Origin of the sequence: Paenibacillus sp. FSL H8-0048, from assembly GCF_038002825.1 — a bacterium.
In the GTDB taxonomy this organism is placed as follows: domain Bacteria; phylum Bacillota; class Bacilli; order Paenibacillales; family Paenibacillaceae; genus Paenibacillus_AQ.
The window spans coordinates 2,230,123-2,242,751 of record NZ_JBBODF010000001.1 but is presented as its reverse complement, the minus strand read 5'-3'; the positions used below and the strand labels follow the sequence as shown (position 1 = coordinate 2,242,751).

Below are 12,629 nucleotides of genomic sequence, written 5' to 3'. Positions count from 1 at the left end.
GGTGTATTGGTTATACAAGGTGTGTAATTAAATGATCGACAAGTTCATTGGTTTAACATCCCAAATAAAGTATTATCTACATGAGAAAACTAACTTCATATGCAGTTGTATCCCTTATTCTAGGTCTCGTGCTGCTAGCCATGGTTGGCTGTAGCGATAATCCGAACACCGCTGGGAAACAGACTGATGAGCAGACCGCCGCCGGCGAGTATTCGATTGAAGGGAAGACACTGGAAGAGATCAATGGGATGGAGTATTCACAGTGGCTTGAGCATTGGAAAGAGACTTATGGCTCCGAAGTAAGCGTAAGCGGAAATATTCCAATAAATGAATTAAAGAGCTTGTCTGAAAAAGCAGCCTCACTGCATTGGAAGGACTTTGACCAGTATGCTTTTGAAGATATCGGTTCAGGAGTGTATATCAGAAAGTACGAAATCGAAGGGGAAGGGCAGCTTGTAGTGAGGGGAAAAAGTCTGGAGAATCCGCCTGAGCAAATTACTATGGTTGATGCAGAGGGGAAGGAGTGGGTATTTAATCCTGAGAGTTTGAGTGAACTGCTTAAATAATTCGCGTATTAATTAGATTGGCAGGTGAATTAAAGTGGAATCTCACATGCTTATTGCTGCGCAAGGTTTAGCAGATATGCTTCAGCAGGGAAAGGTCCGGCATTTGGAGCTAGGATCTATGACAGAAGACGAACGCGGATGGTCCGGTGCGGAAGTGCGCCGCATAGGAATTATTTATGAAAATGGTCAAAGGGAAAGTATGATTTTTAAGGAAGCGGCCCTGAAAGAGAGAATGGCTATGAAACGGTTAACTGACCAGGGACACCGGAACACGCCAGCAGCCTTTTCTGCGGACACTCGGACAGATGAGCCTAAGTGGATGGCGATGGAGGATTTGGGGAGAATCAAGATGGCTCCGCTGGGTCCAAATTGGACACCGAGGGTTGCAGAGGCACTGGCCAGAATCCATGCCCGTAATTTGCGTAGAGGTTCTGAGATGTCTTGGCTTCCCCACGCTGACCGTAAGTATTGGGAGGATTATGTGATTACGACATTGTCTGTGGATCACTTTGAAGCGCTCACTGTACAAAACCCGGATTTTAGCCGGGAATTTGGCGCTTATCTGCCATTACTGCGTGAGAAAGCCAGCATTTTTGCGCGTGATATGGCGGCCTTATACAGAGAGAAGGAGAGCCTAACCCTTACGCATGGTGATTTGCAGCCAGCAGATGGTTCACATGTCCGTGAATATAATGGAGAGCCGTATATCATTGATTTCGGGTGGTGTCATTATGCCCCTTTTTATATCGATCTGGTCAGTTATTTCAACCAGGAGGATTCTCGAATGTATTACAAGGAACTCATCTCAAACGGTGTAGCTCTTAGCTTTGCTGATTTTTACGAAAGATTGAGGGCAGCCTTTCGTTACAGCGGCCTGATCTATTTGTATCCCAGTATCAGACAATGGTCTTCCGGGCCTACGGAACTGACGGGCAAGCGTCTGCTTCAGATGTTGAAAATTGTACTTACCGGTGAATTTCCTGAACGTAAAATAGATTACTCTAGCCAACTTTTCTCAAAGCTGCTTAATGAGCATAACAACGGTACACTTCATCTAAGTATTCAAGCGGATTAAACTCATTTCATTAATTCAACAGGATAGTCAGGAGCAGTATGATTTTGAAGCTCAGCTTCTGTTCCTACAAAAAAGCGCTGCACCGTAGGCCCCTCGATTTTACCGGAATTACTAACCGACTCGCCATATTCAACATCGGGAGTGGAAGTTTTTAATACTCCAGACTCAGGAATGGTAAAAATATATTTTCCGTTATCCTTTTCGATAGCGTTAAACCCCTCTTGATTATAAATAATCTGCACCCATCCCACATAATTGTTTCGAATAAGATAAATATTCGGATTGCGTTTATTAGTGCTGGAGAATTCAAGGACCAATAATAACAACAACGGTATCAATAGGAAAAGTGTCTTTCTCAATTTTTCTACCTCCGGAATTTAACATTAATATACAAGATTAATAGGGAGGGCCCGATAATTATAATTAAAGGAAAAAATTCAATTTAACCGGAGAATAAAATGATAATGAGTTTATTTTTTATTGCCTTAAGCGCAGCCATGGGTGTAGGTATTTGGTTTTTAGTTATAGGGATAATCTTTTCTACTGGTAGTGGCGACCTATTCACAGTAACTCACTATGATTCTTTATTTTTTTACGCTACCCTTTTGTTGTTATGTATTATAGCCTATCTTTTTTTTGCAAAGCACCTAATAGAAAAAGAACTACCCCTTTTGCTTGCTATTTGTTTTGGGACCACCGTTCTTTTCTTTTTCATTACACCTTGGCTTGCCGAAGCAAAATCATCAGTACAGCGGGAACTTTCTAACATTAGCGTTTCGAACAATGAAAAGTTTATTGAAAAAGTAGAGGTAATGGCGGAACAAGAAAAACTACCGTATTCAGTTGATGTTAATAAAAGTAGGGAAAGGTTCAAGGAGATAAGAAATATTAACGTTGTCGTATTGAATAAAACTACCAATGAAGAGATTAAGAAAAAAGATGTCGACAAGTTACTTGGTTTAACATATGGAGAAGATGTCAGGTTGAAAATTTTCGAGAATAGTAATGAAAGATTGCTGATAGATTTCGTAATAAATATAGATAAAAGCGTTAGCTACTGTGAACCTTATAAAATATGCGGGGATTTAGGGTTAGAGAATAAATAATCCATTACATAAAAGAAGGTGTTTATAACGGCCGTTGTAACGCTGCTCTGCAACTACCTTTACGGCAGCATCCTGAATAATTATTACCTTCATACCAGCGGATAATCGTTCCGATTATAGGATTACGGCAAACATAAGGGAAGGGTAACTATATTACCTAATTGTGAGGTGTGAATAAAATAAAAAAGTTCTTTTTAGTAAGTGTAAAAGCGATTTTACAAGTGATCTTTATTGTGTTTATACATTTATTTGTTATTCGTTTTTTGAATCTGAAGTCAGAAGTATGGGAGGAAGAAGCAGTACGACAAGCATCTATTGTTTCTTTCGTTCTAATTATCCTGTTGTATGCAACTTGCATGATTTCATTACTAACAAAAAGGCTTATATGTAACCTAATATGGTTTTGCATAAGCACAGTCCCTAGTGTTAGTCTTCTAATACTTTTTTATAACAGTAGAGAAAATGAACCTACTGAAAATTATTTTATAGATTTGAATTTTGACAGTGGTTTTTTTGAATTAGTAATTATCGTTCCTGTTATATATATTGTAATACAAATAGTTTTTATTTTTGTGCTATGGGTGATGAAATGTGAGAGCATTAAAAACAATACTCCAAGCCATTCTCTATGTACTGTTGGCTATTGGACTACAGCTATTCTTAATTTATTTTCTAAGGATAAGAATAGAGGGTTGGGGAATAAAGCTATTGAATTTTTCAATAAAGATGTACCTTGGGCCACTGTTTTTACTTTTAATTAATTCGTTTTTATATGTAAAAACGCGGAGGATAAAATATCATATTACCTGGTTTCTATTAACTGTTTTACCGAGTTCTTTATTAATTTTATTTTCCAAAGCAATACAAAGGAGCGGAGAGTATGAGCAAGCAGTGGTTGAGATTAAATTCTTTCCTGAATATCAGGTGGAAATGCTCATTCTGCTCCCATTTAGCATTTTTATATTTCAGTTCATTTTGATCTTGTATTATTTGATTAAAGTAAGAAAAGAAGAGGGGTTATTACAATGAAAAGAATTATATCAATTAGTGTAATCATTGTAGTGATTTTTTCTTTATTCAGTTCAATTGGAGGGGGACAAAGTTATACATACGCACATTCAGTTATATTGTTTTCAATCCCATATTTCAAAGAAGTAGCTATGAATGATGCTGCATATTTTCAAAAACGTTCACCAAAAATGCTGATTTAAATGTAGGCAACTACGTGGTGCACTAAAATTCAAAAAATAAACAGCAAGCGCCTCTCCGCATATACGGAGGGGCACTTGTCATTTTATAGATTAACAATCTTCTACTCCTCAACCACCTTAGACGAACTAGGCGTGTTCTTATTCTTATACACCCACATTGCGTACTCCAGCGGGCGGACCAGCGCTTTGCGGTAGGTGGTGCTGTCGCCGGAGCGGGCGAAGACCTCGCGGGCGGGCTTGGGGTTGACTTCCAGCACGTAGATCCGGCCCTCGCGGTCAATGGCCAGATCCAGGGCCAGCTCGCAGAGGGCGCCGAAGCTGTCTTCGAGATAGGCGGCAGCCTCGATCCCCAGCTTCTCAGCAGCGCGCATGGCCTTGTCGGCACGCTCTTCGCTGCCGAGCCACTGCTTCAGCAGCGTCTCTGCCTTCATGGCATGCCCGCCGCCATGCAGGTTCGAGGTGACGCTGCGGGCGGCGCCTACCCGGCCGGCCATGCCGGTGAACTCCCAGTCGCCCTGGCCGTTCTTCTGCACCAGCATCCGGTAATCGTGGAACCGGCCGCTGGGCAGCCGCAGCGGGATGCCCTGCTGCACGAGGAATTTACCGCTGATGCACCACTGGCGGACGATGGTCTCCAGCCGGTTCAGCGACACCTTGCGCGGGGCGATAATCTGGCGGCTCTGGCGGCGTCCCTGGATATCGAAGAGGGACTTGCCCTCCCGCTGCCGCTCAATCCGCAGGATGCCGCGCCCGCCGGTGCCGTTGATCGGCTTCACATAGACAACGGGGCTGGATTTCAGCATCCGGTGCAGATCGGCAGAAGACTGGTAGAGCAGCGTCTCCGGCATATGGGGCCGGAAGCGGCTCCGCTGGGAGAAGGTCTGGTGCACCGTCCATTTATTGCGCAGCGGGCGGTTCAGGAAGGTCAGATGGTTGTACCGCGCGCGGAAGCGCAGCAGCTGCTGGAAGCGCTGGCTGCGCTGAATCCGGCAGCGGTCATAGATCATATTGGGGAAGGAGCGCCATTTGCGCGACCAGACTCCGCTTTTGACGTCATAGACCATGGCATGGATCAGGTCCTTGCTGACATGTACATCTGCCGGGGTGAACACAAAGACATCCAATCCGATCCGGCTGCCTTCGATAATCATCCTCCGGTATACGCTCTTCTCTTCAAGCTGCTTGGCGTCGTTCAAATATAGGGTAAGGATGCCTAGGACGGGCTCTGGCACAGGAGTTCACCTCCTTGCGGGAGAATGGCGGGATCAACTGCGCTCCCCGGGGAACGCAAGAGCAGGGTGGGCTTGCCTGTTGGGCCGGTAACCAGGTCAACAGCGGCAAGGCCGATGTTGAAGCACATCTTGAGGCTGGCTGCATTGTCGCAGGCGACATGGCATTCCAGCTGCCCCAGGCGCTCCAGCTGTGCAGCAAGCAAGGCTGTGCCTGTATGCCTGTTACGGTACAGGGGATGAACGGCGACTACACAGGCCTCCTTGCCGAAGCCGGACACGAAGCTGACGCCTGCGAGCTGGCGGCCGTTCTGCCCCCGCACCGTAGCAACGAGCAGGGAGACTCCCGGCAGGGCGAGCTGATCCGGTGTCAGCCGGGCCAGCCTCCTGCACCCGCGAAGGGTAATCCGCTGCTCCCCATACTCCCTCAGGAACTCAAGAAATCCGGTTCGCCTGGATTCCCACTGTACGGGATTGCTGTCGTAGAGTGAGGATATCTGCATGGTGTCACTTCCTTTGACGGATAATGGATTATTTGGATTGGCGGGACAGATGATTGCCGTATTGGAAAATGCGTTCGAGCGACAGCTTGCGGATGGCCGGCTCATCGAATTTCATCGGGCGTGAATTGGCTTCAAAAAACCATACTCCGCCTTCTTCATCGACCCCGAGGTCCATCGACATCTCGCCCAGCATGCTGGAGGAAGCCCGCTCAATCTGCCGGGCAACCAGCAGCGCCGTCGTAGAGACATTCTTCAGGATAACCTCTGCCTGCTCGGGCCCGAAGGTTCCCTCCAGCATGCTGGAGGGGTCTTCGATGCTGCCGCCGCGCGGCACATGGGTGGTGATGCTGCGGGCCCCGGCCAGGCGGGCACCGATGCCGGTTACCGCCCAGGCGCCCCGGCCGTTCTTCTGCAGCAGCACCCGCAGATCGAAGGGACGGCCGCGGTGTCCGGCAAGCACGATGGCTTGCTGGACAATATAGCGGGCGGACCCTTTTTCCCGGCCGATCCGGGCCCACAGCCGTTCGACAGACGCGGCCTTGTAGGTCGTATTTTTTTTGCCGCTCTGAATCTGCAGCCGGTAGGGCAGGAGAGTGTCCGGCCGGTATCCCAGCCGCATGATGCCTTTGCCCGCCTTGCCCTTTTCCGGCTTGAGATAGAGGCTCTCGTGATTCTTCAGCATCGCGGTAAGGGTAGCTGCACTGCGCAGACGGCGGGTTTTGGGCACATGCCGCGAGGTGGCCTTGGATTCCTTGAGCCACTCGAAGAGATTCCACTTATTGAAGAAGCTCGGATTGTACAGCGAGATCTCAGGATGCTCCAGGCACTCGGCGATTTTGCGCGCGACCGGTGCTTTCTCCTCCTCCTCGCGGTTGGGAATCCGGTTATAGATGACCTGCGGCAGAGGAACAGGCACGGCATACCAGATCTTCCCGCTGGCGGAAGGAATGTAGCCGGTCACAGTCGGCTCATTCAGCTTCAGGTCACGGACCGTGACGACATAGACCATATAGCCCATTTCTCTGCCGGTACGGATAATGTCGCGGAAGTTATTGCGGTTGCCGCGGAACTGCTTAAGCCGGTCACTGGTGGTCAGAATGGCGATTACAGGCTTGCTGGGATCGGGTATCCGGCTGTTCACAAGTCATCCCTCCTGCGGAATTTGCTGAGATACAGACAATGCTCCAGGATGTGCTCAATGGAAGCTTTGCCCTCAGCGCGCAGGGAGGGGTGGCGGAAGATAGAGCGTCCCGGTTTGGCATTGGCCTCGAACATCCAGATATCCTCATCCTGGTCAATGCCGAGATCGAATCCGATCTCGCCTAGCAGATGGCGGTGCTGGATCTCCAGGGATTCTGCGAGCTTGACGGCAGTGGTCTTGGCGCGCTGGAGCACTTCATCTGATCTGGCCCCGAACACTCGGCCGAGGGCCTGCTGCGGGGTCAATAATGCTCCGCCGTTCTTGAGGTGGGTGGTGACACTGCCCCGTCCGGCTTTTTTGGCACCGATCCCAACCACGACCCATTGATTGCTGCCGTTCTTGTGCATATGGAAGCGGAAATCAATCGGGCAGCTGTCAATCTCAATAAGGCGGATGCCCTGCTGGACCACATAGTTCTGCATGCTCTGCCCGTGGCGTCCCCGCAGCATACGCATCAGGCTGTCGAAGCTGGTGAAGCGCAGCAGCACGTTCTTGCCATTCCTGCGGTACCGGGCGAAATATCCTTTCTTCGGCAGGTAGGTCAGGCGGTAGATGCCGTGTCCCAGGCTGCCGGCAGACGGTTTGTAATAGACGAAGTGGTGACGGTCCAGCATATCCCGCATTTGTTCGGAGCTGGGGTTACTGTGTGTTTCAGGCACGAAGCGGTTCGCTGCCCCGTCGTTCTCCAGCAGCCGGTAGACATCCGATTTGTTGAAGAAGCTCCAGTTGAAGTACGGAATCTTCTTGCGTCCGAAGCGTTCCCGCAGCTGGTTAATGTAAGGGGAGGTCTCAGCTCTGCGGCTGGGCAGGCGGTTATAGACGACATCCGGCAGGGGCACCAGCTTGCGCTCGAAGCGGCCGCTTGGTGTCAGGAAATACCCGTTGACCTGCTCCTGCTGCCAGTCGATATCCCTGGGCATGAAGGCGAAGATGTAGCATTTGTTGCTGCCTTCGCGCAGCAGCTGCTTGATGAAGCCGGTGCGGGAGCCGAAGGGCTGCGCAGCGGAGGCGGGTCCGTCTGAGAGCACGCCGACCAGCGGCCCGAGCTGCACCTCGTCATTCTGCAGATTGCGCAGGTAGACGCCGCCTGACTTCGGGACCTTGATGGCGCTTTTGACGCCAGAGGCCAGGAAGAGGTGCTTGCCGGCACGCTTGATCGGCTTGATCGTGGCCGGGATAGCATCTTTTCCGAGGCGCAGGCGGATATTTTTCTTGCCGGATAATTTCAGGCTTCTCATCAGTTCACCCGAGACATATACTACTCGATCAGGCTGCTTGGTGAAGTGTACATTGCAAAAAGTGAGACCCATTTATGAATCCTCCTTTGGAACCATAGATATCATTCTCCCGTGTGAACGGAGCTGCCCGGGAGGCAGCTTGTGATAGCTGCTTGAGGTAAGCAGCAGATGGCGCGCATAGCGCAGCGGGTTCTCGGCGGCGAGTCTAGCAGCCCGGCGGTCGCCCGTCAGCCGGAACACCGTGCGCCCTGGCTTGGAATTGGCTTCCAGCAGATAGATTCTCCCTCCGGCATCGATGCCAAAATCCAGGCCCAGCTCTCCGAGTCTGCCGCAGGATTCTTCCAGCAGCGGAGGCAGGAGCGCAGACGCCAGGGTCAGCTCCTCCAGCAGGTCTCTTCCTCCCGCGCCGTATTCGTCCAGCAGGAAGGGGAGGACGGGAACAGCTGTGCCTCCGCCATGCAGATTGGAGGTCAGTGATCCCCGGGTGCCGAGCCGGACGGCCATGCCGGTCAGGCTCCAGGCACCGGTGCCGTTCTTCTGCATCAGCACACGTACATCGAACGGCTGTCCTCCGCTGCCGGTGAGATGCAGGTATGGCTGTATGATATAGCGGTGCTGGCCGATGAAGCGGCCGATCCAGTCCAGACCTTCGTCCAGCGTACCGAAAACATATTGAAAAGGCTTGTTATCCCGGTCTCTGCCCCGCACCTTCACTCCGCCGCCTTCACGTCTGCCGAGCAGCACAGCGTGCAGGGTGCGCTTGCCGTGGGAGCCGGTCCGGGGCTTCAGAAAAACGCCGTATTCCCTTCCGGCGAGCATATTGCCAAGCGCTTCGCGGCTGCTGTACAGCTCAGTCTCCGGCAGCAGGGCGGCGGCAGCGGGGCTGCGCCGCAGAATCTCGTAGACTCCCCATTTATCGGGAAGCCCGCGGGACCAGGGCAGACAGCGGGTCAATACAGACAGGGCAGCCGATGCTGCCCGTTTCTCCTCCGGTGTCCGGTAGAAGCAGCGGTTATAGAGAATGTCGGGCGGCGGAGCCTGCGCAGGCTCCCATTGTCCGTTCTGCCACTCATATCCGCGGACATAGGAGCCGTCCGCCGCCACATCCTCCGGATGAAAAACAAGGACCTTCAGCTCATACAGCGGGGCCGCACGGCAGAGATGACTGCATAACTCCGGCTCTGCGAAGGGAGGAATCCCGTGGCGACGGCCTGTCATAATGCCAAGGAACCCCATTGCTGTTGTGGTCATGATGTCCTCCTTATAACCCGGCCAGATAACGGCAGTATAGAATCATTTGTTTGACAGAGGGTCTGATTTTCTGGTCATTCAGCGGTGTATTGTCGTTCTTGGACGGCTTGGAGTTGACCTCCAGCAGCCAGATCCGGCCGGATTGGTCAAGTGCAAGGTCGATGCCGAGCTCCCCGAAATGGGCGGGAATGTAGGTCTCAACCCCTCTTGCAATGGCCAGCGCCGCTCGGGGCAGCTGAATCTGAGTGCTCTCTTTGACACCGGCCGGAAGACTGCTTTTGCCGACAGCCTCTCGGGCCGTACTGAGTGTACCGCCGCGGGCCAGATTGGAGACAAAATGATTACTTCCGGCGGTCCGGGCCACAATGGAGGTGACGCCCCATTTCCCGGTGCCGTTCTTCTGCACCAGTGCCCGGAAATCGACCGGCCGCCGTCCAAGCTCCATCAGGGAGAGACCCTGCTGGATCTGGAAGCGGGTGGTTTTCATCTTCGGAGCAATGGATTGAAAAAGCTTCGCCAGGCTGGAATAGCTCTGCTTGCGTGTGCCCATCGGAGTGGTGGACAGCAGCCGGTAGCCGCCGCCTTCCTCCCTGGAAATGCGCAGAATGCCTTTGCCGAGGCTACCGCGTACCGGCTTCAGGAACACGCTTTGGTAGCTGCTGCACATTTTTTTGAGTATGGCGAAGCCGTTCAGGGCATGCGATTCGGGCAAGTACCGCTGCAGGGCGGGGTCCAGAGCCAGCGCCTCGAATACCTCTGTCTTGTCTAGGAACTTTTCGTTGAAGAAGTGGGTTCCGTAGCGGGATTTTACATCTGCCAAAAAATGCTGTACGCTAGGTTTATTCTCTACCTTTCGCGTGGTCAGCCGATTGTTGATCACATCGGCAACAGGAAGACTCAGCTTCCGCCAGCCCTCATCGTAGACCCAGCCCTGGATGGTAGTGGTGCGCGATTCCAGCGCTTCCGGGGTGAAGAAATAGACATAGGCGCCTTGTGCATGGCAGGCATGGGTCAGCTCCCGGCAGAACATGGTAATCTGGCCGAAGACCCTCTCCGGCTGTTCGGGATGGTCCCGGCTCACCAGGACGCCAATCATCGGCCCCAGACGCAGAATGCGGCTGCCGGTGCTGTAGGAAGCGTTAAGTGTCAAGCGCTGTCTTAAGCCAAGCCGCCGGCCGAGTGCCTCACTTACACGCAGGCTGTCGGATTTGGGGACAGGAATTACAGTAACCTCCTGCCGGAAAGAGCCGAAGTTCAGCTGAATGGTTCCGTGCGCCGGTATTTTGAGCCTCTTCATGGATTTGTCGCCTAGCATTACAGCATTTTCCTGCAGGATGCCCGAGTGGACCGTTTGAACCGGGATCTTTAGCTTAGACATCGTGGATCTCCTTCCGGTAGGCAAGCATCGTGCCGGCAATATGATTCTTGAGGGTTACATATCATTCATCATATGGAGACATCTGACCCTTGGTGATTGACCTATTCCCGAAAAAGCCGTGCCGGGCGGATTAATATCGCCGGCAGCTGGAGGGCTGGCAGGCGTGCCCTGGACCGGACGGCGGGAGCACAGCAGGAAGCAGGCGTGCCGGGGCGGAACTTGCGCGGCTGCCAAATTTGGGCGCAGACAGCCCCTGAGGCTGCTCGCTGGACAGGCATAGACCGCTGCCTGCTGAACGAGCGGGGCTTTTAAAGCGAAGCAGAGACGAACATAATCTGGAGGAGGAAATAGAATGAACGTGATTGATAAGGCGCATGAATTAGCGCGTGCTATTAAGGACAGCAGTGAGGTATCGGATATTACCAGTGCAATGAAGGTGATCGAAGCAGATCCGGAGAGCAAGGCGATGCTCGACAACTTCCGCCAGAGCCAGATTGAGCTGCAGCAGCGGATGATGAGCGGGGACATGCCTCCGCAGGAGGATATGGAGAAGATGGAGAAGCTCTTCGAGGTGCTTAACCTGAACCTGGGCATCCGCCGTCTGTTCGACGCAGAGCGCCGTCTTAGTGTGGTTATCGAAGATGTGAACAAAATCATCACAGACAGCCTGTCCCAAATGTACGGCGCCCAATAAGCACCGGCAGCGTATCGGGGATTCGTTATCATACAGGAAAAGGGTGATTTCAGGGCCATACGGCTCTGGAATCACCCTTTTTAGTGCGCCGATCCATAATTACTGCGAGCTACATTCGGTTAATCCTGCTTGCCCTCTACCAGACACAGCAGAATAGTAGCGGCCATCCCGAGACGGCGGTCCAGCTTGCCGTGGGTGTCCTTTGAGAAATCGGCAATAATTTTGGTGACAAACGGGTTGAAGTTCTGCCGGAAGGCAGGAATCACCATTCCCCCGATTTCTAAATCATATTTCTGCGGAATAATGGCAAGCGCACGGCGCAGCAGCGCGAGGAAGGCGTTGTCCTCCTTAATGGTGCCGATTTCATTATCCTGCGTGTCCAGGATGGCCCACTCGTCCTTGATGAGAGATTTCAGGCCTTTACGGCGTAGGGCGCCCACTGTTTCCCCGGTCTCCATATCATACACATCATAGGTTGAGCTGATATCAAGAATCTTGCGCGCTTTAATCCGCAGCAGCTCCCTCCCCATTGTCTCGTCAGGGTACAGTGTAATGTCCTCTCTCAGCCGGAACGCTTTCATTTCGGAGAACAGCAGCAGTTCCCCCGAATCACCCAAGATATGTAGTTTTCCGCCAAGTGCAGAGAATATTTTTTTGCGGGCGATGTACCGGGTCTGGTTATAAATGGGATTCAAGGTCATTCCCTCCTTCGCTATATAACATCACATACCCGGGCCATGCAGGATAGAAACTGCTACAAGGCACTAACATCCTTCCGGAAAATTACGCAGCTTGTCTCATATTTCAGATCGCAGGTTCATAGATTAGAGATATAGAATCATTCTAACAATCCCGTAGAGCGAAGGAGCGGTCCTGCAATGAGAAAAAAAAGTAAATTCAAGCATTCCGTGTATCTGCTGATTGCCCTGGCCATGCTGTTATACGCGCTGCCGAAGCTGTCTATTCAGAATGGCTCCGGCTGGGTGCTGGGCTTTGGTATCGTCTGGTGTGTCTTTGCGTTCCTGGTCATTGCCTCGCATCTGCATTTCATTATCGGTGTGGATGAAGAGAAGCAGAAGCGCCTGGATGCCGTCCGCAAGGCCAAGCTTGCACAGTGGCAGGGCAAGTGGAACGAAGAAGGCCGGGTGTCGCAGAGATCATAGGCCGGGTATAGAGC

At 51.7% G+C, this 12,629-nt stretch carries 15 protein-coding genes; 7 read left to right on the top strand and 8 right to left on the bottom strand.

Features of this window, described 5'->3' with window-relative positions; genetic code table 11:
• Positions 1-80: 80 nt before the first annotated feature.
• Positions 81-566 (top strand): hypothetical protein, encoded by a 486-nt coding sequence (locus tag NSU18_RS09765; RefSeq protein WP_341148887.1) that lies wholly within the window; start codon positions 81-83, stop codon positions 564-566.
• 118 nt (positions 567-684) lie between these two features.
• The gene (locus NSU18_RS09760) at positions 685-1,641 is read left to right on the top strand and encodes a phosphotransferase (RefSeq protein ID WP_341148886.1); all 957 of its coding nucleotides are present in this window, start codon (positions 685-687) and stop codon (positions 1,639-1,641) included.
• 2 nt (positions 1,642-1,643) lie between these two features.
• On the opposite strand, the gene NSU18_RS09755 is transcribed toward NSU18_RS09760, so the two are convergent.
• Positions 1,644-2,000 carry a DUF6843 domain-containing protein gene (locus NSU18_RS09755; protein ID WP_341148885.1) on the bottom strand — a complete coding sequence of 119 codons (357 nt, stop codon included), beginning with the start codon at positions 1,998-2,000 and terminating at the stop codon, positions 1,644-1,646.
• A 105-nt stretch (positions 2,001-2,105) separates the two neighbouring features.
• Between NSU18_RS09755 and NSU18_RS09750 the strand changes: the two genes are divergently transcribed.
• A complete protein-coding gene (locus tag NSU18_RS09750; protein WP_341020136.1) occupies positions 2,106-2,747 on the top strand; it encodes a hypothetical protein in 642 nt (213 codons plus the stop codon).
• Positions 2,748-2,917: 170 nt separating this feature from the next.
• Positions 2,918-3,508: a hypothetical protein gene (locus tag NSU18_RS09745; RefSeq protein WP_341148884.1), complete on the top strand. Its 591-nt coding sequence runs from the start codon at positions 2,918-2,920 to the stop codon at positions 3,506-3,508.
• Positions 3,509-4,059: 551 nt separating this feature from the next.
• Here NSU18_RS09745 and NSU18_RS09740 read toward each other — a convergent pair.
• From NSU18_RS09740 to NSU18_RS09715, 6 genes are read right to left on the bottom strand one after another with little or no spacing between them, the layout of a single operon-like run.
• Complete coding sequence (locus NSU18_RS09740; protein WP_341148883.1) at positions 4,060-5,190, bottom strand: YheC/YheD family endospore coat-associated protein; 1,131 nt, start codon at positions 5,188-5,190, stop codon at positions 4,060-4,062.
• Positions 5,172-5,690 (bottom strand): N-acetyltransferase, encoded by a 519-nt coding sequence (locus NSU18_RS09735; protein WP_341148882.1) that lies wholly within the window; start codon positions 5,688-5,690, stop codon positions 5,172-5,174. The genes NSU18_RS09740 and NSU18_RS09735 overlap by 19 nt, the downstream gene beginning before the upstream one ends.
• Before the next feature lie 28 nt (positions 5,691-5,718).
• Complete coding sequence (locus NSU18_RS09730; RefSeq protein WP_341020141.1) at positions 5,719-6,831, bottom strand: YheC/YheD family endospore coat-associated protein; 1,113 nt, start codon at positions 6,829-6,831, stop codon at positions 5,719-5,721.
• Positions 6,828-8,201, bottom strand: coding sequence for a YheC/YheD family endospore coat-associated protein (locus NSU18_RS09725; RefSeq protein ID WP_341148881.1), 1,374 nt, complete (start codon positions 8,199-8,201; stop codon positions 6,828-6,830). The genes NSU18_RS09730 and NSU18_RS09725 overlap by 4 nt, the downstream gene beginning before the upstream one ends.
• A complete protein-coding gene (locus NSU18_RS09720) occupies positions 8,202-9,380 on the bottom strand; it encodes a YheC/YheD family endospore coat-associated protein (RefSeq protein WP_341148880.1) in 1,179 nt (392 codons plus the stop codon).
• 10 nt (positions 9,381-9,390) lie between these two features.
• Complete coding sequence (locus NSU18_RS09715; RefSeq protein ID WP_341020148.1) at positions 9,391-10,758, bottom strand: YheC/YheD family endospore coat-associated protein; 1,368 nt, start codon at positions 10,756-10,758, stop codon at positions 9,391-9,393.
• Between the two features lie 96 nt (positions 10,759-10,854).
• Here NSU18_RS09715 and NSU18_RS09710 point away from each other — a divergent pair, with 96 nt between their 5' ends.
• On the top strand, positions 10,855-11,070 hold the full coding sequence (locus tag NSU18_RS09710) for a hypothetical protein (protein WP_341148879.1): 216 nt from the start codon (positions 10,855-10,857) through the stop codon (positions 11,068-11,070).
• A gap of 40 nt (positions 11,071-11,110) precedes the next feature.
• Positions 11,111-11,452 carry a YlbF family regulator gene (locus NSU18_RS09705; RefSeq protein ID WP_340942260.1) on the top strand — a complete coding sequence of 114 codons (342 nt, stop codon included), beginning with the start codon at positions 11,111-11,113 and terminating at the stop codon, positions 11,450-11,452.
• A 119-nt stretch (positions 11,453-11,571) separates the two neighbouring features.
• On the opposite strand, the gene NSU18_RS09700 is transcribed toward NSU18_RS09705, so the two are convergent.
• Positions 11,572-12,153 carry a hypothetical protein gene (locus NSU18_RS09700; protein ID WP_341148878.1) on the bottom strand — a complete coding sequence of 194 codons (582 nt, stop codon included), beginning with the start codon at positions 12,151-12,153 and terminating at the stop codon, positions 11,572-11,574.
• A gap of 177 nt (positions 12,154-12,330) precedes the next feature.
• On the opposite strand from NSU18_RS09700, the gene NSU18_RS09695 reads away from it, so the two are divergent.
• The gene (locus NSU18_RS09695; RefSeq protein ID WP_341020151.1) at positions 12,331-12,615 is read left to right on the top strand and encodes a hypothetical protein; all 285 of its coding nucleotides are present in this window, start codon (positions 12,331-12,333) and stop codon (positions 12,613-12,615) included.
• Positions 12,616-12,629 lie beyond the last annotated feature (14 nt).

Excerpts from the sequence above, each read along its gene's own strand:
- NSU18_RS09720 (WP_341148880.1), bottom strand. The coding sequence starts at position 9,380 with ATGACCACAACAGCAATGGGGTTCCTTGGCATTATGACAGGCCGTCGC.
- NSU18_RS09765 (WP_341148887.1), top strand. The coding sequence starts at position 81 with ATGAGAAAACTAACTTCATATGCAGTTGTATCCCTTATTCTAGGTCTC.
- NSU18_RS09750 (WP_341020136.1), top strand. The coding sequence starts at position 2,106 with ATGAGTTTATTTTTTATTGCCTTAAGCGCAGCCATGGGTGTAGGTATT.
- NSU18_RS09695 (WP_341020151.1), top strand. The coding sequence starts at position 12,331 with ATGAGAAAAAAAAGTAAATTCAAGCATTCCGTGTATCTGCTGATTGCC.
- NSU18_RS09715 (WP_341020148.1), bottom strand. The coding sequence starts at position 10,758 with ATGTCTAAGCTAAAGATCCCGGTTCAAACGGTCCACTCGGGCATCCTG.
- NSU18_RS09700 (WP_341148878.1), bottom strand. The coding sequence starts at position 12,153 with ATGACCTTGAATCCCATTTATAACCAGACCCGGTACATCGCCCGCAAA.
- NSU18_RS09705 (WP_340942260.1), top strand. The coding sequence starts at position 11,111 with ATGAACGTGATTGATAAGGCGCATGAATTAGCGCGTGCTATTAAGGAC.
- NSU18_RS09725 (WP_341148881.1), bottom strand. The coding sequence starts at position 8,201 with ATGGGTCTCACTTTTTGCAATGTACACTTCACCAAGCAGCCTGATCGA.
- NSU18_RS09735 (WP_341148882.1), bottom strand. The coding sequence starts at position 5,690 with ATGCAGATATCCTCACTCTACGACAGCAATCCCGTACAGTGGGAATCC.
- NSU18_RS09760 (WP_341148886.1), top strand. The coding sequence starts at position 685 with ATGACAGAAGACGAACGCGGATGGTCCGGTGCGGAAGTGCGCCGCATA.